Source organism: Geothrix sp., assembly GCF_020622065.1.
GTDB lineage: Bacteria > Acidobacteriota > Holophagae > Holophagales > Holophagaceae > Geothrix.
The window spans coordinates 1,774,725-1,798,233 of sequence record NZ_JAHRYQ010000001.1; the positions used below are offsets into that span (position 1 = coordinate 1,774,725).

16 protein-coding genes are annotated in these 23,509 nt (G+C 66.4%); 9 read left to right on the forward strand and 7 right to left on the reverse strand.

The window, feature by feature from the left end; genetic code table 11:
* The first annotated feature begins 26 nt into the window (after window positions 1-26).
* Window positions 27-1,274 carry a porin gene (locus QZ647_RS08290; RefSeq protein ID WP_291271704.1) on the forward strand — a complete coding sequence of 416 codons (1,248 nt, stop codon included), beginning with the start codon at window positions 27-29 and terminating at the stop codon, window positions 1,272-1,274.
* 70 nt (window positions 1,275-1,344) lie between these two features.
* On the opposite strand, the gene QZ647_RS08295 is transcribed toward QZ647_RS08290, so the two are convergent.
* Together QZ647_RS08295 and QZ647_RS08300 are read right to left on the reverse strand one after the other, a co-directional pair.
* Window positions 1,345-3,180: an acyl-CoA dehydrogenase gene (locus tag QZ647_RS08295; protein WP_291271705.1), complete on the reverse strand. Its 1,836-nt coding sequence runs from the start codon at window positions 3,178-3,180 to the stop codon at window positions 1,345-1,347.
* 95 nt (window positions 3,181-3,275) lie between these two features.
* Complete coding sequence (locus QZ647_RS08300; RefSeq protein WP_291271706.1) at window positions 3,276-4,952, reverse strand: AMP-binding protein; 1,677 nt, start codon at window positions 4,950-4,952, stop codon at window positions 3,276-3,278.
* Window positions 4,953-5,115: 163 nt separating this feature from the next.
* On the opposite strand from QZ647_RS08300, the gene QZ647_RS08305 reads away from it, so the two are divergent.
* Genes QZ647_RS08305 through QZ647_RS08315 form a run of 3 tightly spaced genes read left to right on the forward strand, consistent with a single transcriptional unit; the run spans window position 5,116 to window position 9,365 of the window.
* The gene (locus QZ647_RS08305) at window positions 5,116-7,560 is read left to right on the forward strand and encodes a GNAT family N-acetyltransferase (protein ID WP_291271707.1); all 2,445 of its coding nucleotides are present in this window, start codon (window positions 5,116-5,118) and stop codon (window positions 7,558-7,560) included.
* Window positions 7,561-7,590: 30 nt separating this feature from the next.
* Window positions 7,591-8,205 carry a CBS and ACT domain-containing protein gene (locus tag QZ647_RS08310; RefSeq protein WP_366526162.1) on the forward strand — a complete coding sequence of 205 codons (615 nt, stop codon included), beginning with the start codon at window positions 7,591-7,593 and terminating at the stop codon, window positions 8,203-8,205.
* The gene (locus QZ647_RS08315; protein WP_291271708.1) at window positions 8,193-9,365 is read left to right on the forward strand and encodes an acetoin utilization protein AcuC; all 1,173 of its coding nucleotides are present in this window, start codon (window positions 8,193-8,195) and stop codon (window positions 9,363-9,365) included. Before QZ647_RS08310 ends, QZ647_RS08315 begins: the two co-directional genes overlap by 13 nt.
* Here QZ647_RS08315 and QZ647_RS08320 read toward each other — a convergent pair.
* A complete protein-coding gene (locus tag QZ647_RS08320; RefSeq protein ID WP_291271709.1) occupies window positions 9,355-10,440 on the reverse strand; it encodes a DUF3187 family protein in 1,086 nt (361 codons plus the stop codon). The genes QZ647_RS08315 and QZ647_RS08320 overlap by 11 nt on opposite strands.
* A 107-nt stretch (window positions 10,441-10,547) precedes the next feature.
* Between QZ647_RS08320 and QZ647_RS08325 the strand changes: the two genes are divergently transcribed.
* Window positions 10,548-11,204 carry a TetR/AcrR family transcriptional regulator gene (locus QZ647_RS08325; protein WP_291271710.1) on the forward strand — a complete coding sequence of 219 codons (657 nt, stop codon included), beginning with the start codon at window positions 10,548-10,550 and terminating at the stop codon, window positions 11,202-11,204.
* Between the two features lie 71 nt (window positions 11,205-11,275).
* Here QZ647_RS08325 and QZ647_RS08330 read toward each other — a convergent pair whose 3' ends face one another.
* Window positions 11,276-12,307 (reverse strand): hypothetical protein, encoded by a 1,032-nt coding sequence (locus QZ647_RS08330; RefSeq protein ID WP_291271711.1) that lies wholly within the window; start codon window positions 12,305-12,307, stop codon window positions 11,276-11,278.
* Window positions 12,308-12,413: 106 nt separating this feature from the next.
* The gene (locus QZ647_RS08335; RefSeq protein WP_291271712.1) at window positions 12,414-12,974 is read right to left on the reverse strand and encodes an outer membrane beta-barrel protein; all 561 of its coding nucleotides are present in this window, start codon (window positions 12,972-12,974) and stop codon (window positions 12,414-12,416) included.
* A gap of 262 nt (window positions 12,975-13,236) precedes the next feature.
* On the opposite strand from QZ647_RS08335, the gene QZ647_RS08340 reads away from it, so the two are divergent.
* The 4 genes from QZ647_RS08340 to adeC all read left to right on the forward strand — a co-directional run bounded on the left by QZ647_RS08340 (window position 13,237) and on the right by adeC (window position 19,841).
* Window positions 13,237-13,899 (forward strand): TetR/AcrR family transcriptional regulator, encoded by a 663-nt coding sequence (locus QZ647_RS08340; protein WP_291271713.1) that lies wholly within the window; start codon window positions 13,237-13,239, stop codon window positions 13,897-13,899.
* A 114-nt stretch (window positions 13,900-14,013) separates the two neighbouring features.
* Complete coding sequence (locus QZ647_RS08345; RefSeq protein ID WP_291271714.1) at window positions 14,014-15,171, forward strand: efflux RND transporter periplasmic adaptor subunit; 1,158 nt, start codon at window positions 14,014-14,016, stop codon at window positions 15,169-15,171.
* Window positions 15,172-15,183: 12 nt separating this feature from the next.
* Window positions 15,184-18,354 carry an efflux RND transporter permease subunit gene (locus QZ647_RS08350; RefSeq protein WP_291271715.1) on the forward strand — a complete coding sequence of 1,057 codons (3,171 nt, stop codon included), beginning with the start codon at window positions 15,184-15,186 and terminating at the stop codon, window positions 18,352-18,354.
* The gene (gene adeC / locus QZ647_RS08355) at window positions 18,351-19,841 is read left to right on the forward strand and encodes an AdeC/AdeK/OprM family multidrug efflux complex outer membrane factor (RefSeq protein WP_291271716.1); all 1,491 of its coding nucleotides are present in this window, start codon (window positions 18,351-18,353) and stop codon (window positions 19,839-19,841) included. The genes QZ647_RS08350 and adeC overlap by 4 nt, the downstream gene beginning before the upstream one ends.
* Before the next feature lie 90 nt (window positions 19,842-19,931).
* Here the strand turns inward: adeC and QZ647_RS08360 are convergent, their stop codons facing one another.
* Entirely contained in the window at window positions 19,932-21,965 is a 2,034-nt protein-coding gene (locus QZ647_RS08360) for a DNA topoisomerase 3 (RefSeq protein ID WP_366526163.1), read from the reverse strand.
* A gap of 27 nt (window positions 21,966-21,992) precedes the next feature.
* Window positions 21,993-23,228 (reverse strand): hypothetical protein, encoded by a 1,236-nt coding sequence (locus QZ647_RS08365; RefSeq protein ID WP_291271717.1) that lies wholly within the window; start codon window positions 23,226-23,228, stop codon window positions 21,993-21,995.
* Window positions 23,229-23,509: the final 281 nt, after the last annotated feature.

A 23,509-nucleotide genomic window follows, 5' to 3' on the forward strand; every position in this document is an offset into this window, starting at 1 on the left:
CAGGCCTCAGGCCTCTAGGAGACCCCATGAAGCGCATCCCCACCCTCGGTCTGGCCGCCCTCGCCGCCCTGCCCCTCTCGGCCCAGACGGCGAAAATCGGCGGCGACCTCCAGCTCTGGTACACCCAGATGATGGACAGCAACCTCCGGTACAACAGCTCAGCTCCCGGCGGGTACTACAACCTCCGCAGCGAGTTCAAGGAGAACACCCTGACGGTCCGCCGCGCGGAGATCAAGGTCTCCGGAAACCTGCTCGAGGGCATCGACTACGAGGTCATGTTCGATCCTTCCATCTCGACCGGGACGACCAACCCCATGATCCTCCAGGACGCCTTCCTCATCTGGAAGCCCGCGGCCGGGATCGATGTGAAAGCCGGACAGTTCAAGAACCTCCAGACCTATGAGGGCCTGACCAGCTCCACCGAGATCCTCTTCGCCGAGCGCAGCCAGCTGGGCCGCACCTTCGGCGACAAACGGGACCGCGGCGTGGCCTTCGGCGCCAGCTTCGGCGACCCCAAGGACTTTTCCGGCAAGGCCACGGTGGCCGTGTTCAACGGAATGAACGACGCCATTGCCGGCAAGGCCAACGATGCCAATGCCGCGAAGGACTTCGTCGTCCGCCTCGACTTTGCCCTCGGCAAGGCCCAGAAATTCGGGGTGTACACCCTGCAGGGCTCCACCGATGTGCCCGACAAGGGCAATCCTCCCGCCTCCATTGCCGCCAACCCCGGCGGGGCCTGGCCCTCCCAGGCCGCCATCTACGACAGCAAGGACAAGACCACCAACCTGGGCGCGTTCTACGCCTACCAGGACGGCACCTGGACGGTCACCGCCGAGTACATGACGGGCCTGCTCGGCCGCCGCTTCGCCACCCTGGCCGCCAGTGCACCCACCGTGAAGCGCGAGCACCTCGACCAGAAGTTCACCGGCTACTACCTCACCGGTGGCTACACCACCGGGAACCACACCTTCCTGGCGCGGTACGACCTGATGAACATGAACAGCGGCGATCAGTGGTACACGGCCTACAACCCCTACACCCAGAGCGCCCCCGGGACGCCCCTCCTGGTGAACGGGGCTCCCGTGGACTACTCCCCCAAGTTCACCGAGGCCACCCTGGGCTACACCTACGCCTGGATCCCCGCAAAGGCCAAGGTCGCCAACTTCAAGCTCAACTACATCGCCCGCAGCAAGAACTTCCTGAAGCCCTTCGGCACCCAGACCGGCGAGCAGGGCGGCAACACCCTCGTGGCGGCCTTCCTGGTCGCGTTCTGACCTCGACGCCCCTCCTGAAAAGCAAAAGGCCCCTGATCAATCAGGGGCCTTTTCGTACCGGGAAACCAGCCTAGAAGACCGCCTCCATGGGCGCCGTTTCCCCCGCCTGGAGCGCCACCGCATGGGCCGCCACCAGGGGCAGGCCCCGGTGGGCGAAGTGGATCGCCGCCTGGACCTTGTTCTGGTAGAAGGCCGCGTCGCGGCTGCTCGCCAGCAGGGCCTGGACCGCGGACCGATCCGCGGGATCCACTCCCCGGGCCTGAAGGAGCTCAAGGCCCTTCTGCTTCGCCAGGGCGGCCTGCTGGAGCAGAAGGTGGCCCGCCACCACATGGCCGAGCATGTCCAGGATGGGAACGGCATTCAGGACCGTCAGCAGCTGGGCGTTCTCGCGGGCCGGAACGCCCTGGAGCACCCTGCCCAGGGCCTTCACCGCATCCGCCAGCTGCCGGGCGGACGCGCCGAGGACCGGGTCCGCCGCCATGGTCTGGGCCGTGGTCCCCGCGAGGCCGAGCAGGTGCTTCACGGGCCGTCCATCCTGCATCCGGAACTTGCGGCCGACGAGATCCAGGGCCTGGATCCCGTTCGTGCCTTCATAGATCGACGCGATCTTGCAGTCCCGGAGGTACTGCTCCGCCGGGTAGTCCATGGTGTAGCCGTAGCCCCCAAAGGTCTGCAGCGCCCATTCGGTGACGCGGAAGCCCCAGTCCGAGCACCAGGCCTTGCAGACCGGCGTGAACAGCTCGACGAGCCCCTGCCAGCGGTCGTGGTCCTCCCCCACTGTGATGTGCGCCATGTCCATGCACCAGCCCGTGTAGGACACCATGGCCCGCATGGCCTGCACATAGGCGGCCTGCATGAGGAGCATCCGCCGCACATCCGGGTGCTCGATGATGAGAGATTGGCTCGCCCCCTTGCCCGCGCTGGGACCGCGACCCTGCAAGCGCTCCTTCGCATAGGCCAGGGCGGCCTGATGCGCGGCGGAGGCATTGCCCAGACCCTGGACGCCGACTTCGTACCGCGCGGCGTTCATCATCTGGAACATGTGGGCGAGCCCCTGTTCCTCCTGGCCCAGGAGGAACCCCTGGCAGCCGCCATTGGTCCCAAATACCAGGCTGCAGGTGGGCGAGCCGTGGATGCCCAGCTTGTGCTCGATCCCGGCGCAGGCGACATCGTTGGCCGCGCCCAGGGAACCGTCCGGGTTCACGCGGACCTTCGGCACCACGAACAGGCTGAGCCCCTTGGGCCCGGCCGGGGCGCCCGGCGTCCGGGCCAGCACGGCGTGGATGATGTTCGGCGTCAGTTCGTGATCGCCGCTGGTGATGAAGATCTTCTCCCCGGTGATGAGGTAGGAGCCGTCGCCCTGCTTCACCGCCTTGGTGGTGAGTGCGCCCAGGTCGCTGCCGGCCCCGGCCTCGGTGAGGCACATGGTGCCGGTCCACTCCCCGGTGTACATCCGCTCGCAGTAGGTGGCCTTGAGATCGTCGCTCCCGAAGACCTCGATCAGGTGGGCGGCGCCGCGGGTGAGCAGCGCCTTGAGGCCCAGGGCCGTGTTCGCCCCCATCAGGAACTCGCTGATGCCGGTCCCCACGGATTCAGGGAGTCCCATGCCGCCGAATTCCGGGCTCATGGTGGCGCTGATCCAGCCGCCCGAAGCCAGATCCTGGAAGGCCCCAGCAAAGCCCTCGGGCAGTTTCACCTTCCCGTTCTCGAACTGGGCGCCGACCCGGTCCCCCACTTCATTGCAGGCGGCGACGCTGCCCCGGGCCACCTTCAGGGCCTCGTCCAACACCATGCCCAGCTGATCCCGATCCACCTCTTCGTAGGGGCCGGCCTTCAACAGGGCATCGAGGTCGAGCCACTCGAAGAGGTTGAACCGGACATCACGGTCATCGTCGAGGTATTTCATGGGGCCTCCCGAAGGCAATGGATGAGTAGGGACATCATGCGACAAGCCGCCCTCATCAGGCGCACCTACCCCGGGTCACATCGGTTCGGCCCAGGTCACTTCAGTTCCGGGAACTGCTCCTCACGGAATTCCGTGGGTGAATGGGTCTGTTCCGCCGCCCGCTTCCGCAGTTCCACGCGCCGGATCTTGCCCGAGATGGTCTTGGGCAGATCGCCGAACTCGAGGATACGGATGCGCTTGTAGGGCGAGAGCCGCTCCCGGATGAACCGGAACAGGGCCAGGGCCGTGGCCCGATCAGGTTCACAGCCGGACCGGAGGATGATGTAGGCCTTGGGAACGGCCAGCTTCAGGGGATCCGGGCTGGGCACCACGGCGGCCTCGGCCACGAATTCATGCTCGATGAGGAAAGATTCGAGCTCAAACGGGCTGATCCGATAGTCGGAGCTCTTGAAGACATCGTCCGCCCGCCCCACGAAGAACAGGTAACCGTCCGGATCCCGGGTGGCCACATCGCCGGTGCGGTAGAACCCCTCCGCCTCGGCCTTCTGCATCTTGGAGGGATCATCCTTGTACCCGGCCATGAGGCCCAGGGGCCGGGGATCGAGTTTCAGGGCGATCTCGCCCTCCTCGGCCTCCTTGCCGTCAAGGTCCAGCAGCACTACCGCATAGCCCGGCAGAGGAAGCCCCATGGATCCCGACTTCACGGGCAGGCCCGGCGAATTCCCCACCAGGGCCGAAGTCTCCGTCTGGCCGTAGCCATCGCGGATGGTGAGGCCCCAGGCCTTCTCCACCTGGCTGATGACCTCGGGGTTCAGGGGCTCGCCCGCGCCCACCAGGGCCCTCAGGCGGACTTTGTACGAGGCGAGATCCTCCTGGATGAACAGGCGCCACACGGTGGGGGGCGCGCACAGGGTCGTGACGCCCTTGTCCACGATGACCTTGAGGGTGGCCGCCGCGCTGAACCGGGCGGACCGGTAGACGAAGATGCAGGCCCCGGCGTTCCAGGGCGCGAAGAGGCTGCTCCAGGCATGCTTCGCCCAGCCGGGGGAGCTGATGTTGTAGTGGATGTCGCCTTCCTTGAGCCCGACCCAGTACATCGTGGTGAGGTGGCCCACGGGGTAGGACTGGTGCGTGTGGAGCACCAGCTTGGGCTTGGCCGTCGTCCCCGAGGTGAAGTAGAGCAGCATGGGATCCGTGGCCCGGGTGGGCGCGTCGGGCGCGTAGGTCTCGGCCCCCTCATACAGCTCCGCGACGCCATGCCAGCCGGGCACCTCGCCTCCCACGCTGATGCGGGTCAGGCCCGGATCCATGCCCTCGAACTTGGCCGTCTGCGCGGCATCGACCACCAGGTGCCTGATCCCGCCCCGTTCGATGCGGTCCTGCAGGTCCGCCTGGGAGAGCAGGAGGGTGGACGGGACGAGGACGGCCCCCAGCTTGATGCAGGCCAGCATGATCTCCCAGAGCGGCAGGACATTGTCCAGCATGATGAGCACGCCGTCGCCGCGTCGGACGCCCATGGCCCGCAGCGCGTTGGCCACCTGGTTGCTGCGCCGGGAGAGGTCCTGGAAGCTGACCTTCACCTCGCTGCCGTTCTCCTCCACGATCCACAGGGCCGGCTGGTGGTTGCCCTGGGCATAGGCATCGAAGTGGTCCAGTGCCCAGTTGAAGGTCTCCAGGGTCGGCCAGCGGAATGCGCGGAGGGCCGCAGCCCGGTCGTCCCGGTGCTGGAACAATACATTCCGGGCCTGGAGGAACGCTTCGCGTTCATTCATGGGACTCTCCTGGTGGCTGGGGTGATAGGTCAATTTAGAGTGGCGCCGGCCGACCGTCCAGGACCAAACATGACGCGCGGGACAAGAAAGATGGCCCCGGCGCGGGAGTCCGGGGCCGGCCCATGGTAGGGTGGTCGCGTCCTAGCGGATCCACGAGGTTCCTGTGTTCAGCATCATCTCTGACGGCGCAGGTTACCGGGAGTTCGTCCTCTTGAAGGATGGCCAGGGGATCCTCCTCAGGACCGCCCTTCCCGAGGATGTGGAACGGGTGGAGGCCTTCATCCGCGGACTCTCCCGAGAGACCCTCGCCATGCGCTTCATGGGCGGCGTCGCGGGCGTGTCCCGGACCTACATCGAGGAACTGTGCGACGAAAGCCCCCACCAGCGGGCGTGTCTGCTGGCCGTGGAGGGCGACGAGGCCGATCAGCGGGTGCTCGGGCTGGGCAACTACATCGGCAAGGGTGGCGCCATCGCCGAAGTCGGCTTCATGGTCGCCGAGCCGCACCAGGGCCGGGGCATCAGCACCCTGCTGCTCGAGCGCCTGGCCGGGCTCGCCGCCGGCGCGGGCTATGTGGGCTTCGAGGCGGATGTGCTCTATGGGAATGAGAAGATGACGAATGTGTTCCGCGACTCGGGCTTCGAGACCCGCCGGGCCATGGAGGGCGGCATCATCCATGTGGAGTTCCCCCTGAGCGCCCCCCAGGCCCAGCGGGAGCGGGCGGAGATGCGCGAGCGGGTGGCTGCGGCCAATTCCCTGGTGCCCCTCCTGCGGCCAAGGACGGTGGCCGTGGTGGGCGCCTCCCGCGACCCCGCCTCCATGGGCAATGCCATCTTCCGCCACATCCTCCAGAGCCGCTTCAAGGGCACGGTCTATCCCGTGAACCCGAAGGCCCAGGCCATCGAAGGGGTGCAGGCCCATGCCTCCCTCGAGTCCCTGCCGGACTCGCCGGACCTGGTGGTCCTGGCGGTCCCCGCCACCAAGGTGATCCCGCTGGCCAAGGAGGCCCTCGACAAAGGGGCTCGGGGCCTGCTGGTCCTGGCCGCAGGTTTCGCCGAGACCGGCCCAGAGGGGGCCCGGCGCCAGGAGCGGCTGGTGCGGCTGGTGCGCAGCCGCGGGGCCCGGCTGGTGGGGCCCAACTGCCTCGGGCTGCTGAACACGAATGCGACGGTCCAGCTGAATGCCAGCCTGGCCACGGCGATGCCGCCCCGCGGCCGCGTGGGGTTCTTCAGCCATTCGGCGGCTTTGGGGGTGGTGATCCTGCAGTACGCCGCCGAGCGGGGACTGGGATTCTCCAGCTTCGTGTCGGCCGGAAACCGTGCGGATGTCTCGGGAAACGACCTGCTCCAGTACTGGGAGGAGGATCCGGACACCGATGTGGCCCTGCTCTACCTCGAGACCTTCGGGAACCCCCGCCGCTTCGCCCGGCTGGCCCGCCGGATTTCGCGCCGGAAACCCGTGCTGTGCGTCAAGAGCGCCCGCAGCCACGCCGGGCGGCGCGTGGCCCAGGCGCACATCGCCGCCAGCCCCCGGAACGATGCCGAGGTGGAAGCCCTGTTCCACCAGGCGGGCGTGATCCGCGCCGACACCCTGGAAGAGCTGTTCGACATCGCCCTGCTGCTCTCGCATCAACCGCTGCCCCGGGGAAACCGCGTGGCCGTGGTCAGCAATTCCGGGGGAGTGGCGACCATCTGCGCGGACGCCTGCGAATCCCGTGGCATGCGCATCTCGGGCCCCGGCGTGGTGGACCTGCACGCCCTGGCCACGGCGGAACACTACGAGCGGGCTTGCCTGGAGGCGCTCGAGCACCCGGAGGTGGATGCCCTCATCGCCACCTTCGCCTGCGTGGGGGCCTGCGATCCCGCCACCGTGGCTCGGGCCATCCGCCGGGCCGCCGTGCGCGCGGAACGCAGCACCGGCATCGCCAAGCCGACCCTGCTCTCCCTGATGGGCGTCAGCGGGGCCGTACCCGTGGGCACCGCGTCCCAGAACGGGCATGGCGGCGTACACCGGACCTTCCCCTCGTACCGGTTCCCGGAATCGGCCGCGCTGGCGCTTTCCAAGGTGGTGGAATACGCCCATGTCCGCCTGCAGCCCCCCGGCCGGATCCTGGCCTACGACGGCCTGGAAGCCGGAGAGGCTCGTCAGACCGTTGAGCGCCACCTTGAGGAGTCCCTGCCGCAGGCACCTCCCGCCTTCACAGAGGCACAATCCAGGGACCTCCTGACATGCTTCGGCATCACCGTCGCCGAGCCCCTTCCCGCCGATCCCGCCGCCCGGAGCACCCAGGTGGTCCTGAGCCTCTCGGCGGATCCGGATTTCGGCCCCATCTGGCGGTTCCGGCGCCCCAGCGTGGGTTCCATCCTCCGCATCACGCCCCTTACGGATCTCGACATCGCGGATGTGATCGCCAGGCTCCACCTGCCTCCGGCCTGCGGGCTGGCCGAGACCCTGGGCCGCCTCACCCAGCTGGTGGAGGAGCTGCCCTGGATCTCCACGCTGGAAGCCCAGGTTGCGGTTCCCCTGGCCGAGGCCGCACCCCCCGGCGCCCTTCCCCTGCAGCCCGGCCTGACGATGGCGTTCTCGCAGGTCGGTTTCCGCACGCCTTGAAACCAGGAGGCAGCCTTGTTCGTGAGCGACATGATGCGGAGTCCGGTGACGGTGATCCCGGCCAGCGCCCCCCTCGGGGAAGCCCATGCGATCTTCCAGGCCCGGGGCTTCCGCCACCTGCCGGTGGTGGACCAGGGTCGATTGGTGGGAGTGCTCACGGATCGGGACCTGCGCTTCGCCATGAGCACCCTCTGCCCGACGCCGAGGACCGCTGGGGATCCCGTGTCCCTCGCCATGAGCAGCCCGGTCCTGACCGCCGACCCTCTGGACCCCGTGGAGGACGCGGCCCGCATCATGCGGGAGCGCAAGATCGGCTGCCTGCCGGTGGTGGATGGGACAGAGCTGGTGGGAATCCTCACGGGCATGGATCTGCTGGATGCGTTGATGAAGCTCACTGGCGTCACCCGGCCCTCCTCGCGGCTGGAGGTGGCCCTCGCGGACCGGCCCGGTGAACTGGCCCGCCTCACGGCCTTCCTGGCGGAGCGTCATGTCAACATCCACTCCATCCTCACCTGCCCCGCTCCGAACGGCATCGTGCGCACCGTGCTGAGGCTGGATTCCAGCCAGGCCCGCCCCCTGGCGGAGGCCCTGCGGGCGGTCGGGTTCCAGATCCTGTGGCCCCTCCCGAAACCATGGCCACACTGATCCACCGCCCGGAATATGCCGGGTACGACTTCGGGCCCGAGCACCCCTTCACGCCTGCGCGGCTGGGGATGCTCCTGGACCTGATCCGGAGCCTGGGGCATGCGGTGGACCCCATCCAGGCGCCGGCCGCCACCCGGGACGAGATCCTGTCCATCCACGATGAGGCCTATGTGGCGATGGTCGAGGCCCTGGACCGGGGCGAGCCGAGACCCGAGGCCGAACGCTTCGGGTTGGGCACGCCTGACAATCCCGTCTTCCCGGGCATGGACCTCGCGGCCCGCTGGCTGGTGGGGGGCACCTTGCACGGGGCGCGGTTGCTGATGAGCGGCGTCGAGCATCGCGTGCTCCAGCTGGGAGGCGGCCTCCACCATGCCCAGAAGGATCGGGCGGCGGGCTTCTGCCTGTACAACGACCTGGCGGTGGCCATCCAGGCCATGGCGGACCATGGCTGGCGCGTGGCCTATCTGGATCTCGACCTCCACCACGGAGATGGGGTGCAGAGCCTGTTCTACGACAGCGAGCGGGTGCTGACCCTGAGCCTGCACGAATCCGGGCACTACCTCTATCCCGGGTCCGGCCACATCCAGGAGCTGGGCCATGGCCCGGCACGGGGCCTGAGTGTGAACATCCCCCTGGAGCCCTTCACCGAATCCGGGGACTACCTGGAAGCCTTCGAGGCCGTGATCCCCCGGGCGCTCGCCTGGTTCTCGCCGGATGTCCTGGTGGTCCAGGCCGGAGCCGACGCGCACTTCGCCGATCCGCTGGGGGATCTCGCCCTCACCACCCAGAGCTTCCAGAAGCTCTACCACAGGATTCTCGATCTTGCAGAGATCCATACCCAGGGCCGGTCGCTCTTCACCCTCGGGGGCGGCTACGAGGCACAGGTCGTGGCCCGCGTCTGGGCCATCCTCTACCTCACGATCATGGAGCTTCCCGTTCCGCAGCGCCTGCCGGAAGCCTGGCTGAACCGCTGGCATGCGCTGCTGGGGCTGGGAATCGGCTCCGACCTGCAGGATCCCGAACCCGCTTTTGCGGAGCTTGCCGGCCAAGCGGCGCGGACCCGCCGCAACCGGGATGTCGTCGCGCGGCTGCTGGACGCCCTCGACGCCTGCTGGAATCCAGATGCCCGCGGAGAAGGCGGTCCCCCACTCAGGGCGTGACCGTGATCCGCAAGGCCAATCCCATGTCGGCGGTGTTCTCGTTGTGGGTGATGTTGTTGAGGTAGCTGAAGGTCAGGGCGGAGCGCGGGCCCAGGCGGACATGCACGCCGAGGTCGTGGATCACGGAGGGTTTGTCCAAGGTGGCTCCCGGTCCCTGGGATGTGAGCGCGTCATGGTAGACGAGGACGAGGAAGGGCCGGACCCGGGGCCAGCCGTGCCACTCCCAGCCCAGGTGCCCGGCGATCTGGTCCTTGATGAGGAAGGGGTTCGGGCCGGTGCCTCCGGTCATGCCGCGGCGCAGGTAGGCTCCACCCCCGTGGATGGCCTGGTGGGGCGTGGGCCGCCACTGGAAGCTCAAGCCGGCACTGGAATCCCAATCGGACCGGAATTCCCCGGCAAAGGTGGTGGCGGGAATCTGCAAGGCACCGAGAAAGCTGATGGAGAGTTTCGGATCGGCGTAGAAGCGGTGGATGACCGCCACCGCGGGATCCACGGGGCGGGCGCGGACCGCGGTCTGGGTGAAGTGGACCACCCGGCCCTTCTGGATGATGACGGCGGTGAGCTGGTCCCGGGCGATGGCGGTCCGGCCCGTCTGCTCGAATCCGAATTGGTGGAAGCCCTCGATGAGCCCATCCATGAAGCCGCCGTCGATGCTCTGCCAGCCCAGGTTCACCGCCACATCGGTATCCGGCGTCAGGCCATAGCGGAAACCGAGATCCGTGCGCTGGACTTCCGCGTCGAAGAAGAACAACAGGGGCTCGTCCGGAAGGGAGGCCGCGAACTGGGCCGTCCCCGCCGGCCCCACGGTGATGCGCCCCGAGGTGTCGCGGCCGAGGCGGTCCTTGATCAGATCGGAGAACTCGAAGGTATTGGAGCGCGTCACCTGGAACGAGACGCGCCAGCGCCCTTTCCCGACGGTGTCCGCCCCGAGTGGGCGGTAGGTCAGCGGGACCAGGTTCAGGGGAAAGAGGTCGCGGCTCGAGGGAGGCCCCGGGTCGGGCCAGGGTTCCTCCGGTCCGGCCAGGAGGGGGAGGGCCAGAAGAAGTCCGAGGGAGGCGATGCAGCTTCGGATCATGCCGTGCCCTCAAGGAAGGGGCGTGGAGGCGCGGGGTGCGCTTCGGCCCATGCTACCCGGCCATTACCCCCGGATTGAATCCAAGTGTTGATATCCTGGAACCCACCATGGAACCCACCCCCCTCGATACGCGCACCTCCTTGCTCCAGGCGGCCCTGGTCTGCTTTGCCGACCACGGGTTCGATGGCACGAGCATGCGGATGATCGCAGAGCGGGCCGGGCGCCCCCTTTCGCTGCTTTCCCACTACTTCGGGAACAAGGAGGGGCTCTACCTGGAAGTGTTCAAGTACATCCTCCAGACCTCGGCCCCCGAGACAGTCGATCCCTCGCTCGTGGCCAACCTGAACCCGCGGAATGCGCAGGGGGCCGTCCGGCTCTTGCGGGAACAGATCCACTTCATGTACCAGCAGGCGGCGCCGGATGCGGCGGCGGCCAGGCCCTTCCAAGAGCACCGGGCCCGCCTCTGGGTGCAGGAATTCCGCTCTCCCCGGCCCAGCCTCCACCCGATCATCCGGCAGTACCTCAGCCCCGCGGCCGAGCTGATCCGGACCTGCATCCAGGTCCTCCGGCCCGAGTTGAATGCAGCGCAGGTGGCCTTCCTCGGCGCTTCGATCACGAGTCAGGTGGCCGGTCATGGAACGATGCGGGGCCTTCACCAGGTGCTCTGGGGGCAATACCCCCCCTTCGGCAGCCACTTCCAGGAGGCGGAACTGCTCGTGGACTTCTGCCTGCATGGCCTGGAGGCGACCGCCCCGGGCGACTAGGCCGCTGGGACCTTCCCGCCGACGGCAAGGCGAAGGGCGGCGCCCGTTGGGGAGAATGGCTCCCATCCGCTTCACCATTGGTAGGTGAGGCCCATCATCAGCACATCGGTGTCGCGGTGATACCGCGTCAGGGTCCGATTCCACTGCAGGCGCGCAGCCCAGTGACCCCAGATGTGACGACCGATGACCATCGAATACCGGGTGCTGGTGCGGATGGTGACCGAAGATCCGGCGTTCCGGCGCTCCTCTTCCGGAAAGTCGCGGCTGACATAGGGACCCGCCCCGAACCCGATCAGCCAGCGACCATCCGCTGACCGCTGCGAGAACCAGACCTGGGCGGCAATCCCATCGCGCCGCACGGAATCGAGCCCACCCTCATCGAAATAACCAATCGACAGATCAAAATGGCCTTGCAACCTTCGCCGGTATTCGATGGCCGCGGCACCCAACAGCTCAGTCGCCTCGCTTTCAAAGCTGTTGAGGATGGTCTGGCCGAGAAAGATGGTCAGTTCGTTATCCGGGTCGGATGGAACCTCCCGGCGGTCCCTAGGGGGCGGTGCGTCCCGCCTTGCCGCCGGATCGCGGGGCGTGAAGGGAATGCTGATCCCGACCAGGACTGCCTGAGTCTGAGGCAAGCCGGAGCCGAAGGTTCGATTGATCCGGACGAAGGCTTCCACGGCTCCACCTGGAAGAGGGTACTGGGCCGAAAGGCTGAACAGGGACTTGATTCCGTGGTGATTCTGGAAGACCGAACCGGCTCCCCCTTCCGTCGTATCAAAGAATCGATACGCGCCCACGCCAAGCCCCAAGCGAAGGTCATTCCCCTTCATCCGATGCAGACGCCAGCCCTGGATGTAGAGACCATCGCGATGATGATCGGGGATGTGCCCCTCGTTCAACCAGCCGATGCTTCCGGCCCAACCTTCGCGGACAGGCCGAAGGTACTGGAGCTGCCAGGAATAGGTCATCGATTCGTGGCCAAGGCCATGCAGGCGCCCCAGACCGATGGACGCTTCCTGGGATCGACCGGAAGGTGCGCCCAGGCCAGCCAGCAGGATGGCGAAGGCAGCGGGCCTGACGAATCGGGACCAGATCGAGGCCAAGGCGTGGTGGAAGGCCCCTGGATGCCCGTGTCGAAAGCCAGGGAGCCGGGCGATCCCGGCCCCCTGGCGTGGACGAGTCGTGAATGGAGAGCGACGCACTCCCGGTTCAGAACCGATAGATGAAAGTGGCGTTGAGGGTCGGCGCCGTGATGTCCGGCTTGGCCCCGAAGAGCTCGGGCTCGTACTTCGCGTAGGTGTACCGGAGTTCGGCGCCCATGTTCGGCGTGAACATGTAGCCCGCGGAAACCGAGCCGTAGAAAGTGTTCGGCGTGTCGTCATCGCTCATCCCGGGCAGGTTCATGTCGAACTTGGCCAGGCCGAAGCCGGCGCCCGCGCCCACGAAGCAACCCTTGTTGACCTGCTTCGAGAAGTAGTAGTTGTAGTCGGCTCCGAGTTGGAGCGTCTGGACCTTGCGGGTGGGGCTGGTCTTCTCGAAATAGATGTAGTCGAGCCGCGGGACGATGGCGTGGCCACCGGAGAAACCGATCACCATGTGAGCGCCGAGCCCATAGCCGAGGGAGTTGTCCAGCAACCCCTTGTCGCCCAGATCGCTCGTGGGATAGGCGATCGTGCCCTGGAGGCCGAACTTGAGGTCCTGAGCGAGGAGAGGGCTGCTGGCCAGCGCGAGGCCGGTGAGGCAGAACACCAGACGATGGGGGGATTTCATGGGGGACTCCTGGTGCCCAGACGGGCAAGAAGGGAGGCAGTCAAGTGTTTCGACGCCTCAAGATTGAATTCCATCGGTCGTTTGACCAATGCTTGGTTTAAAATTAATTACATAAAATAACCTTGTCAAGAGATTATGATATGATTTTATTTATCATTTTATTAATTTTTAAGTTTAATATTTATTATAAAAAATATCTTGCATCAATTGGTTGATCAATTGATTATTGTGATCGGTCGTACGATCACGCCCGAGAGATTTCATGACGAACGCGGCTCCCCTCCCCACGACAGCTCATTTCGAATCCCGCGACTGCTTGATCCAGGCGGCCCTGCGCTGTTTTGCGAAGTACGGTTACGACGCGACCTCCATCCGCCTCATAGCGTCCATGGCAGGCAAGAACTCGTCTCTTATTTCTTATTATTTCAAGGGTAAAGAGGGCCTGTACCGGGAGGTCTTCCGGCATCTGCTGACCCTGTTTGGGGCGAGCCCCGTCGAGACCCCGATCTCCGGCCAGGTCGCGGCGGAGCCCCTGGAGGGCCGGCCGAGGCTTCACGCCTTGATCCGTCGGATCCTGGTCGAGGTGGAGGCTCATTTCCAATCCGCTGATCCCGTGCAGGATGCGGCCATCCGGCTGTTCCTCAGTGAGATCCAGTTCCCCAAGGAAGAGGTGAAGGACCTGATCCGGGAGCGCATGGAGCCCTCCGTGCAGGAGCTCCGGGCCTGCATCCGGAGCATCCGGCCGGACCTGTCTCCGGCGGAGATCGATTTCTGGGGGATCACCATCCAAGGCAGCTGCGTCAGCCACGCCCTGAGGTCCGAGTTCAACCGCCTGGTGTGGACCGCCACCGACCCCTCCCTGCCCCTCGAGGACATGGCCACCCACCTGACGAACTTCGTCTACCACGGCCTCCAGAACGCCTGAAACGAGTGGCACGCGGCCAGGCTCCCTGTCATAAAAACTTCTCAGCAGGCATCCCGCTTTGACAATCGAATCCCGTCACCGCCCATCAGGACATTCCATTTAAGGAGCACTTCCATGCAGACCCACCATCGAGGCGGAATGATCTCCATCGCCGGAGCCCTCGTGGCCGGCGGATTATTGATCGGTTGCGGCAAGAAGGAGCAGGTTAAGGCGACTCCCGAGGTGTCGGTGGTGGCCCTGCAGCCCGAGCGCGTGGCCCTCACCTTCGAGCTGCCCGGACGGACCTCGGCCTTCCTCATGGCCGAGGTGCATCCCCAGGTGAACGGGATCGTCCAGAAGCGCCTCTTCACGGAGGGCAGCGATGTGAAGGAGGGTGAACTCCTCTACCAGATCGATCCCAGACCCTACCAGGCCGCCTACGATACGGCCGCGGCGGCCCTGGCCCGGGCGGAGGCCAACCTGCCCGCCATCCGGAAGCGCGCCGAGCGGTTCAAGGAACTGCTCACCGTCAATGCCGTGGGGCAACAGGACTACGAAGACGCCGCCGCCGGCGCCAAGCAGGCCGAAGCCGAAGTCCAGGCCTTGAAGGCCAGCGCGGAATCCGCCCGGATCAACCTCGGCTACACCCGCATCACCGCGCCGATCTCGGGCCGCATCGGCAAGTCCAATGTCACTCCCGGAGCCCTGGCGACCGCCTATCAGGGCCCCGCCTTCACCACCATCCAGCAGCTGGACCAGGTCTATGTGGATTCTCCGCAGTCCAGCACCACCCTGCTGGGCATCCAGCGCAATCTGGCCTCGAACCGCATCAAGGGCAGCACGAATCAGACCAAGGTGAAGCTCCTCCTGGAGGACGGTACGCCGTATCCGGCGGCGGGGATCCTGAAGTTCTCCGATGTCACCGTGGACCCGAGCACGGGCTCCCAGATCCTCCGCATGGTCTTCCCGAACCCCAACCATGTCCTGCTGCCGGGCATGTATGTCAGGGCCATCGTCGAGGAAGGCGTGGCCGAGCAGGCCATCCTGGCGCCGCAGCAGGGCGTCACCCGCGATCCGAAGGGCAACGCCATCGCCATGGTCGTGGATGGCTCCGGCAAGGTCGAGCAGCGCACCCTCAAGCTGGACCGCGCCATCGGCTCCAAGTGGCTGGTGGTCGAAGGCCTCCATGCCGGGGACCAGGTGATCGTGGAAGGCCTGCAGAAGGTCCGCCCGGGCGTGGCCGTGAAGGTCGTGCCTCTCGGCGCCAAGCCCGCTCCTGCGGCTGCGAAGTAGAGGAGCCACTCCATGGTCAATTTCTTCATCGATCGACCCATCTTCGCCTGGGTGGTGGCCATCGTCATGATGCTGGCCGGCCTCCTGGCCATCAACACCCTGCCCATCTCCCAGTACCCGCCCGTCGCCCCGCCCTCCATCTCCGTGGACGCCTTCTATCCCGGGGCCTCCGCCAAGACCGTGGAGAACACCGTCACCCAGATCATCGAGCAGAAGATGACGGGCCTGGACCGGCTGCTCTACATGTCCGCCAGCAGCGACTCTGCCGGCCACGGCAGCGTCACACTCACCTTCCAGCCGGGCACCGATCCCGATGCCGCCTGGGCCAAGGTCCAGAACAAGCTGGAGCTGGCCAAGCCCCTGATGCCCCAGGTCGTGCAGCAGATGGGCATCGCGGTCACCAAGTCCACGAAGAACATCTTCATGATCCTGTCCATCTCCTCGGCGGACGGCAGCATGAATGCCGAGGACCTGCGCGACTACCTGGCCTCGAATGTGGAGAATGTCATCAGCCGCGTGGAAGGCGTCGGTGAGGTGCTGTCCTTCGGCACCCAGTACGCCATGCGCATCTGGCTCAACCCCGACAAGATGGTGGGCTACCGCATCACGCCCGATGACATCCGCCAGGCCGTGAAGGCCTACAACGCGCAGATCTCCGCCGGCCAGGCGGGCGGCCTCCCTGCCGTCCAGGGCCAGCGGCTGAATGTGACCGTGAATGTGCAGGAACTCCTCCAGACGCCCGAGCAGTTCGGGGCCATCCCCCTCCGCATCAACGCGGATGGCTCCACGATCCGCCTCCGGGATGTGGCCCGCACCGAGCTCGGAACCGAGTCCTACGAAAGCGACACGAAGCTCAACGGGCAGCCGGCCGCCGGCATGCTCATCCGCCTGGCCTCGGGCGCCAACGCGTTGGACACCTCCAAGCTCGTCAAGGCCAAGCTCAACGAGCTCTCCCCCTATTTCCCCCCGGGGGTCAAGGTCGACTACCCCTACGAGACGACCCCCTTCGTGACCGTGGCCATCAACGAGGTGGTGAAGACCCTCATTGAGGCCGTGGTCCTCGTCTTCCTGGTCATGCTGCTCTTCCTCGGGAATTTCCGCGCCACCCTGATCCCGACCATCGCGGTCCCGGTGGTGCTCCTGGGCACCTTCGCGATCCTCCAATATGTGGGCATGTCCATCAACATGCTCACCATGTTCGCCATGGTGCTGGCCATCGGCCTCCTGGTGGATGACGCCATCGTCGTGGTCGAGAATGTCGAACGCATCATGCACGAAGAGGGCCTGTCACCCCTGGAGGCCACCCGGAAATCCATGGGCCAGATCACCAGCGCCCTGGTCGGCATCGGCCTGGTGCTGTCCGCCGTGTTCGGCCCCATGGCCTTCTTCGGCGGGTCCACGGGCATCATCTTCCGGCAGTTCTCCTTCACCCTCATCACCGCCATGATGCTGTCGGTGGTGGTGGCCCTCGTCCTCACGCCCTCCCTCTGCGTCACCTTCCTGAAGCCCATCGAGAAGGGCCATGAGGCCGCCGAGAAGGGCTGGAAGGTCACGCGTCCCTTCTTCCTGTGGTTCGACCACTTCTACAACAAGATCAACCACATCTTCGTGGGCCAGCTCGAGCGCGTCCTCTCCAAGTGGGGTCGCTATGCCGTTATCTACGGCGTGATCGTGGTCGGCATGGGCGTCCTGTTCATGCGCCTGCCCACCGCCTTCCTCCCCGAGGAGGACCAGGGCATCATCATGACCCTCGTTCAGCTCCCCGCCGGATCCACCCTGGAGCAGACCCAGAAGGTCATGTCGGAGGTCCAGCAGTACTACCAGAACGACGAGAAGGAGGCTGTCGCCTCCTGCCTGACCGTGGGCGGATTCAGCGTGGCCGGTCGTGGTCAGAACAACGGCATGGCCTTCGTCAAGCTCAAGGACTGGCACCTCCGGGACCGCTCCGACCTGAAGGCGGAAGCCGTCATCCGGCGGGCCATGCGCACCTTCTCCGCGCGCCGGGATTCCATGGTCTTCGCCGTGGCGCCCCCCGCCATCCTGGAGCTCGGCAACGCGACGGGCTTCGACTTCCAACTGCAAGATCGCGGCGGCGTCGGCCATGCCAAGCTCATGGAGGCCCGGAATCAGCTGCTGGGCCTGGCGGCCCAGAACGCCAACCTCAAGGCCGTGCGCCCCAACGGCCTGGATGATCAGCCGGAATACAATGTCCGGCTCAACCAGGACCGGGCCGGCACGCTGGGGGTCCCCCTGCCGGCCATCAGCGACACCCTGGCCAGCGCCTGGGGCGGTTCCTATGTGAACGACTTCATCAACCGGGGCCGGGTCAAGCGGGTCTACATGCAGGCCGATGCCCCCTTCCGCATGCAGCTGGAGGACCTGAACAAGCTCTATGTCAGGAGCACCGCCGGGGCGATGGTGCCCTTCTCCGCCTTCTCTGCCGGCGAATGGAGCTATGGGTCCCCCAACCTCCAGCGCTACAACAGCTTCCCCTCAGTAAACATCCAGGGTGAACCCGCCGCCGGCAAGAGCACCGGCGACGCCATGCTGGCCATGGAGGACATCGTCAAGAAGCTCCCTGCCGGCATCGGCTTCGAGTGGACGGGCCTCTCCTACCAGGAACGGCAGGCAGGTTCCCAGGCCCCGGCGCTCTACGCCGTGTCCATCCTGGTGATCTTCCTGTGCCTCGCCGCCCTCTATGAAAGCTGGACGATCCCCTTCTCGATCCTCCTGGTGCTTCCCGTGGGCGTCTTCGGTGCCGTGCTGGCCACCTGGGGACGGGGCCTCTCCAGCGATGTCTATTTCCAGATCGGCCTGCTGACGACCCTCGGCCTCACCGCCAAGAACGCCATTCTCATCGTGCAGTTCGCCGAGGAGCAGATGGCCCAAGGCGTGGGCCTTCTCGAAGCCGCCATGGAAGCCTCCCGCCTCCGTCTCCGCCCCATCCTGATGACCTCGCTGGCCTTCACCTTCGGCGTGCTGCCGATGGCCCTGACCCGGGGGGCCGGCGCGGCGGCCCAGAACGCCATCGGCACCGGCGTGGTTGGCGGCATGCTGACGGCCACCTTCATCGCCATCTTCTACATCCCCCTGTCCTTCGTCCTGGTCAGCCAACTGTTCAGGAAGAAGCGCCAGGAGCCTGTCCCCGCAAGTGCCGGGAATTCCGAGGAGGGGCAGCCATGAGGTCGCTCAGAACCTGGTCCGTCCTTCCCCTCGCCTTCACCATGGTGGGCTGCGTCTCCATGGCCCCGAAGTACCGGGTGCCTGAACCGCCGGTGCCGAAGGCCTGGCCCGAAGGGCCTTCCTACAAGGCGGCCCCCAATACCACTGGTACCGCCGGGCAACCGGCCGCTGACCTCGCCTGGCAGGACTTCTTCGTCGACCCGCAGCTGCGGAAGGTCCTGGACCTCGCCCTCCGCAACAACCGGGATCTCCGGATCGCGGCGTTGAACACCGAGAAGGCGCGGGCCTACTACCGGATCCAGCGGGCCGAGCTGCTGCCCTCGATCAACGCCGTCGGGGCGGGAACCCGCCAACGGCTCCCTGCCAGCGTCTCGGGGGTCGGGCGATCGGTCGTCGTCGAACAGGACACGGTCAATGTCGGCATCAGCGCCTGGGAGTTGGACTTCTTCGGGCGCGTCCGGAGCCTGAAGAACCGGGCTCTGGAGCAGTACCTCGCCACGGAGCAGGCCCGCAACAGCGCGCAGATCTCGCTGCTGGCGGAAGTCGCCAATGTCTACCTCGCCCTCGGCGCCGACCGCGAAGGTCTGAAGCTCGCCCAGGAAACCCTCGTGAACCAGGAGGCTTCCTACAAGCTGATCCACCGCCGTTTTGAAGTCGGTGCCTCCTCCGAGATCGATGCCTACCGCGCCCAGGTCAGCGTCGAGACGGCACGGGGAGATGTGGCCCGGTACACCCGCACCGTGGCCCTGGATGAAAACGCGCTGAGGCTGCTGGTGGGCTCCGCCGTACCTGCGGAATGGCTTCCCGAGGCCCTGGGCAGCGTGACTGCCCTCAAGGACATCACCCCCGGGCTACCCTCCGAGGTGCTGACGCGCCGGCCCGACATCCTCATGGCCGAAAACCAGCTCAAGGCGGCCAACGCCAACATCGGCGCGGCGAGGGCGGCCTTCTTCCCCCGCATCTCCCTCACCACGAACATCGGCACCATGGGCAGCGAGCTTTCCGGGCTCTTCAAGACCGGCTCGGATTCCTGGGCCTTTTCGCCCCAGATCGTCCTGCCGATCTTCAATGCCGGCGCCCGGTGGGCCAACCTCAAGGCAGCCAACGCCGACCGGGATATCACCCTGGCCCAGTACGAGAAGGCCATCCAGGTGGCCTTCAAGGAAGTCGCTGATGCGCTGGCCCAGCGCGGCACCCTTGATGACCAGCTGGCCGCCCAGGAAACGCTCACGCGGGCCCTGGAAGGAACCCACCGCCTGGCCACGGCCCGCTACGCGGCGGGCATCGATGGGTATCTGAGCGTCCTGGACGCCCAGCGCTCCCTCTATGCCGCCCAGCAGGGGCTTATCGCCCTCCGCCAGGCCAAATACGGCAACCTCGTCAGCCTCTACAAGGTTCTCGGCGGCGGCTGGAATCCCTCCGAGCGCCCCGCTGCGTCCAAGCCCCCCCAACCTGCTTCGGCGGCAAGCAAACCATCTGCCTCCTGAGCCAGCCCCTGCGACCCGCCGGCCTGCCGGCGGGTCGCCTCTTGCTCCTCCCCTCGGCGAGGTGTCTGAACGCCAGGCGAAGATCGGGCGTCAGGGGGCCGCTTTCCCGAGAACCGGCTTCTTCACCGGTTCCGTGAGGTTGCAGGAGGCGCAGCGATGGAAGAAGTCCCCACGCCGGGTGCTGGGGATGATCCGCATGGGCTGCCCGCAAGTGGGACACGGAGCCCCGTGGACCTGAGGGGCCGGCGCCTCTTCGAGTTCGGCCACCACGCTGGACACGAACCCCCGGATATCGGTCATGAAGGCGGTTCGGGTTTCCTCCCCGCGCCGCATCCGCTCCAGGCGGGCCTCCCAGCTGCCCGTCAACTCCGCGCTGCGCAGAGCTTCGGCCGGAAGCCCCTGGATGAGCCGGATGCCCTTGTCCGTGGGCAGCAGGATGTTGCGCTTACGCTCAATGTAGGCCCGCTTGATGAGCGTCTCGATCATGTTGGCGCGCGTCGCCGGGGTGCCCAGACCGCAATCCCGCATGGCCCCGCGCAGGGCTTCATCGTCCAGTTCCCTGCCCGCCCCCTGCATGGCGGACAGGAGGTCGCCCTCGCTCATGCGCTTGGGAGGCGTCGTCTTCCCTTCCTTGGGCTGCAGCGAAGCGACTTCCACCGTTTCGCCCTTCTTCACGACGGGCAGCCCTCCCTCGAGTTCCTCGTCGCCGTCCTCGTCTGCCTCGGCAGGTTCGGTGGCCTTCTCCACCTTCTTCCGGCGATAGGGAGGATCGATGGCAGACCATCCCTCCTCTTTCACCACAGTGCCATTGGTCTTGAAGGTCTCGCCCTCGACTTCCGTGATGATCGTGGTCTTGGCCTCCACCCGATCCGGGAAATAGGCCGCCAGGAAGCGCCGGGCGATGAGGTCGTAGATCCGCAGCTCGTCACCCGCGAGACCCTTCGCAGGCTTCTCTGTGGGCACCAAGGCCGCGTGGTCCTCCACTTCCTGGTCGTTGACGAAGCGCTTGTCCAGCTTCACGGGCCACCGCTGACGGAGCTGCTCGAGGAAGGGCTGGAGATCCGTGAGCTGCCCCTGAGCCAGCGCCTTGATCCACTGCGGGGCCTTGAGGGCATCGGCTTCCGTCAGGTGGCGGCTGTTGGTACGGGGGTAGGAGATGAGCTGCTTTTCGTACAGGTTCTGCGCCAAGCCCAGCGTGCCTTCGGCGGTGAAGCCGAAGCGCTTGTTGGCTTCCTTCTGCAGGTTGGTGAGGTCGTACAGCAGGTCCGGTTTCTTCTTCTCCGTCCTGCCCGTGGCACTTTTGATCCTTCCGGGCCGGCCCTCGAGATTCGCCGCCAGGGCCCGGGCCTCCGCCTCAGTGCCGAAGCGCTCCTGCGTCTGCCCGTCCTGCTCCTTGAACCACCGCCCCTCGTACTCCCCGTTGGCATGGGCGAACCGGGCCCGCAGGGTCCAGAAGGGCTGGGGCTTGAAGTCGCGGATGTCCAGCTCCCGGCGCACCAGCAGAGCCAGGGTCGGCGTCTGTACCCGGCCCACGCTCCACACGCCCTCCTCGGCCCCCGCGCGGCGCATGCGGAGGGTCTGCGCCCGCGTGGCATTGATGCCCACCAGCCAATCCGCCTCCTGGCGGCTGCGCGCGGCATCCCGGAGGCCGGTGTAGGCTTCGCCGGGTTTCATGGCGGCGTAGGCGGCCTGGATCGCCTCCGGTGTGAGGCTGGAGGTCCAGAAACGCTGGACCGGCCGGGTGCACCCCGCCAGACGGTAGACGAGATCAAAGATCAGTTCCCCCTCGCGCCCGGCGTCCGTGGCGTTCACCACCTCGGTGATGTCCGCCCGGTTCATCAGGCGCGCCACGATCTCGAATTGTTCCTTCGTCTGCTCGATGGGCGTGTAGCGGAAGGGCTCGGGGAAAATGGGAAGTCGGTCCCAGCGCCAAGCCTTCCAGGCCGGATCATAGCCTTCGGGATTCAGGGCCTCGACCAGGTGCCCGACGCACCAGGTCACCACCAGGCCGTTTCCTTCGATGAGGCTGCGGCCCCGTCCCGACAGGCCCAGGGCCTCCGCCAAGGCGCGGCCCATGCTCGGTTTCTCGGCGATGATCAGGCGCAGGGTGACTCCAAGGCTCAGCTCCCATTGTAGGGGAGGACCCGGTTCCTAGAGCCCCAGAGCCCTGGGCAGCCGGGGGCTGGAGATCAGATCGATGAAGACCGCCCAGCGCCGGTCCGGGTGTTCGGCGGTGCCTCCCCGCTTCTCGACCCACTCGCGCACGAGCTGCTCACCGAGGTTGTAGTTGATGACATAGCTGCGATAGGTGTCGATGAAACGCAGGCGCTGGGCCGCCTGGGCCGGGCTTCGCAAGGAGTAGCGGACCAGGAAGGCCTCGGCTTCCGCCCGGGCGAGGTGGCCATCCAGATAGCCCCGGGCGGCCTCATTGTCGGCGAAGGCCAGCACCTTCAGCTCCGCCTGCACCTGCGCCCACCGCTCGGCCTCGGCAGGATCAAGACCCGCCAGGGGGAAGAGCACCTCGCGCTCGAAGGCCTGTTTTTCCGGGCCTGGGAAGGCCACCTCGATGCCGAAGTTGGCGGTGCCTTCGGCGATGAGGGACTGGGGTGAGAACAGCGGATAGACCGTGAACTCCACCCAGCCCCGGCCCCCCGGCGGTCCCTGGGCGAAGCGCTGCTCCAGCAGGGCGTTGTAGACATGGTGGCCCGGATAGCCCTCGTGGGCCGCCAGATCCAGGGCCCGGTCGATGGCGATGGGCAGATCCAGGTTCACCTGGATCACCGAGGTGCCCCTCCCCTGGTACCAGTTGTAGGCTGACCAGGACTTGCCGGTGACATACTCCACGCGGAAGTGATCGGAGGCCGGCAGGACCGCATGGGCTCGCGTGCGCTCCCGGGCCTCCGCAATGGCCGCCTGGAAGACGGCATCGACCCGAGCACCGGGGATGAGAACCCGCTCTCGCGCCTCCTGGTAACGCTCCTGGACCGTGCCAGGACCCGCCAGGAGATGATCCAGCCGGGCCAGGGCCGACTCGAAGGCCGCCTCCGGAATGCCGGGAGGACGGACCTGGTAGAGCGCCTCGGCTTCGTCGTCGAAACGGAAGCGATGCCCCCCGAGGCGGTCCAGGTGGGCCGCCACGGCCTGGAGTTGACCGAGGAGGTAATCACGGCGCAGGTGTTCATCGGCGGGTGCAGCCGCGGCCACCCCATCCTGGATCCGGCACGCCTCGGCCCTCAGTTCGGGGAGGGCCCGTGGACTCCCGGCCTCAGCGGCGTCCTTCCACGACGGCGGACCGTAGTAGGCATCCACGAAATGGGGGTCGTGGCGCCCCACCGCCAGCACCAGGTTCACATAGGCGGCCGCCCACCCGGAAAGGTCCCCGCTCATCCGCACCCCCAAGTCCATACGCCCTGCAAACCCATCCTAAGCTCTCCGCCCGATGGCTTGGTGGCATGTGGAATAGGCGTTGAATGAGCGGGAGGTTCCTTGCGTAGCCGACATGCGTCGGTCAGCCCTTGCTTATTCCCACCTTCATGGATGTTCCATGGGATCCGCTTCATGCCGCCTCGGTGGTGCTTGAATGCGGTACCAGCCAGATCCTCAGCCTCGCAGGCTGGCTCATGTCCTTGAATCAATCACCATGCCTGAAGGCCTCTGGGGCCTCGGTC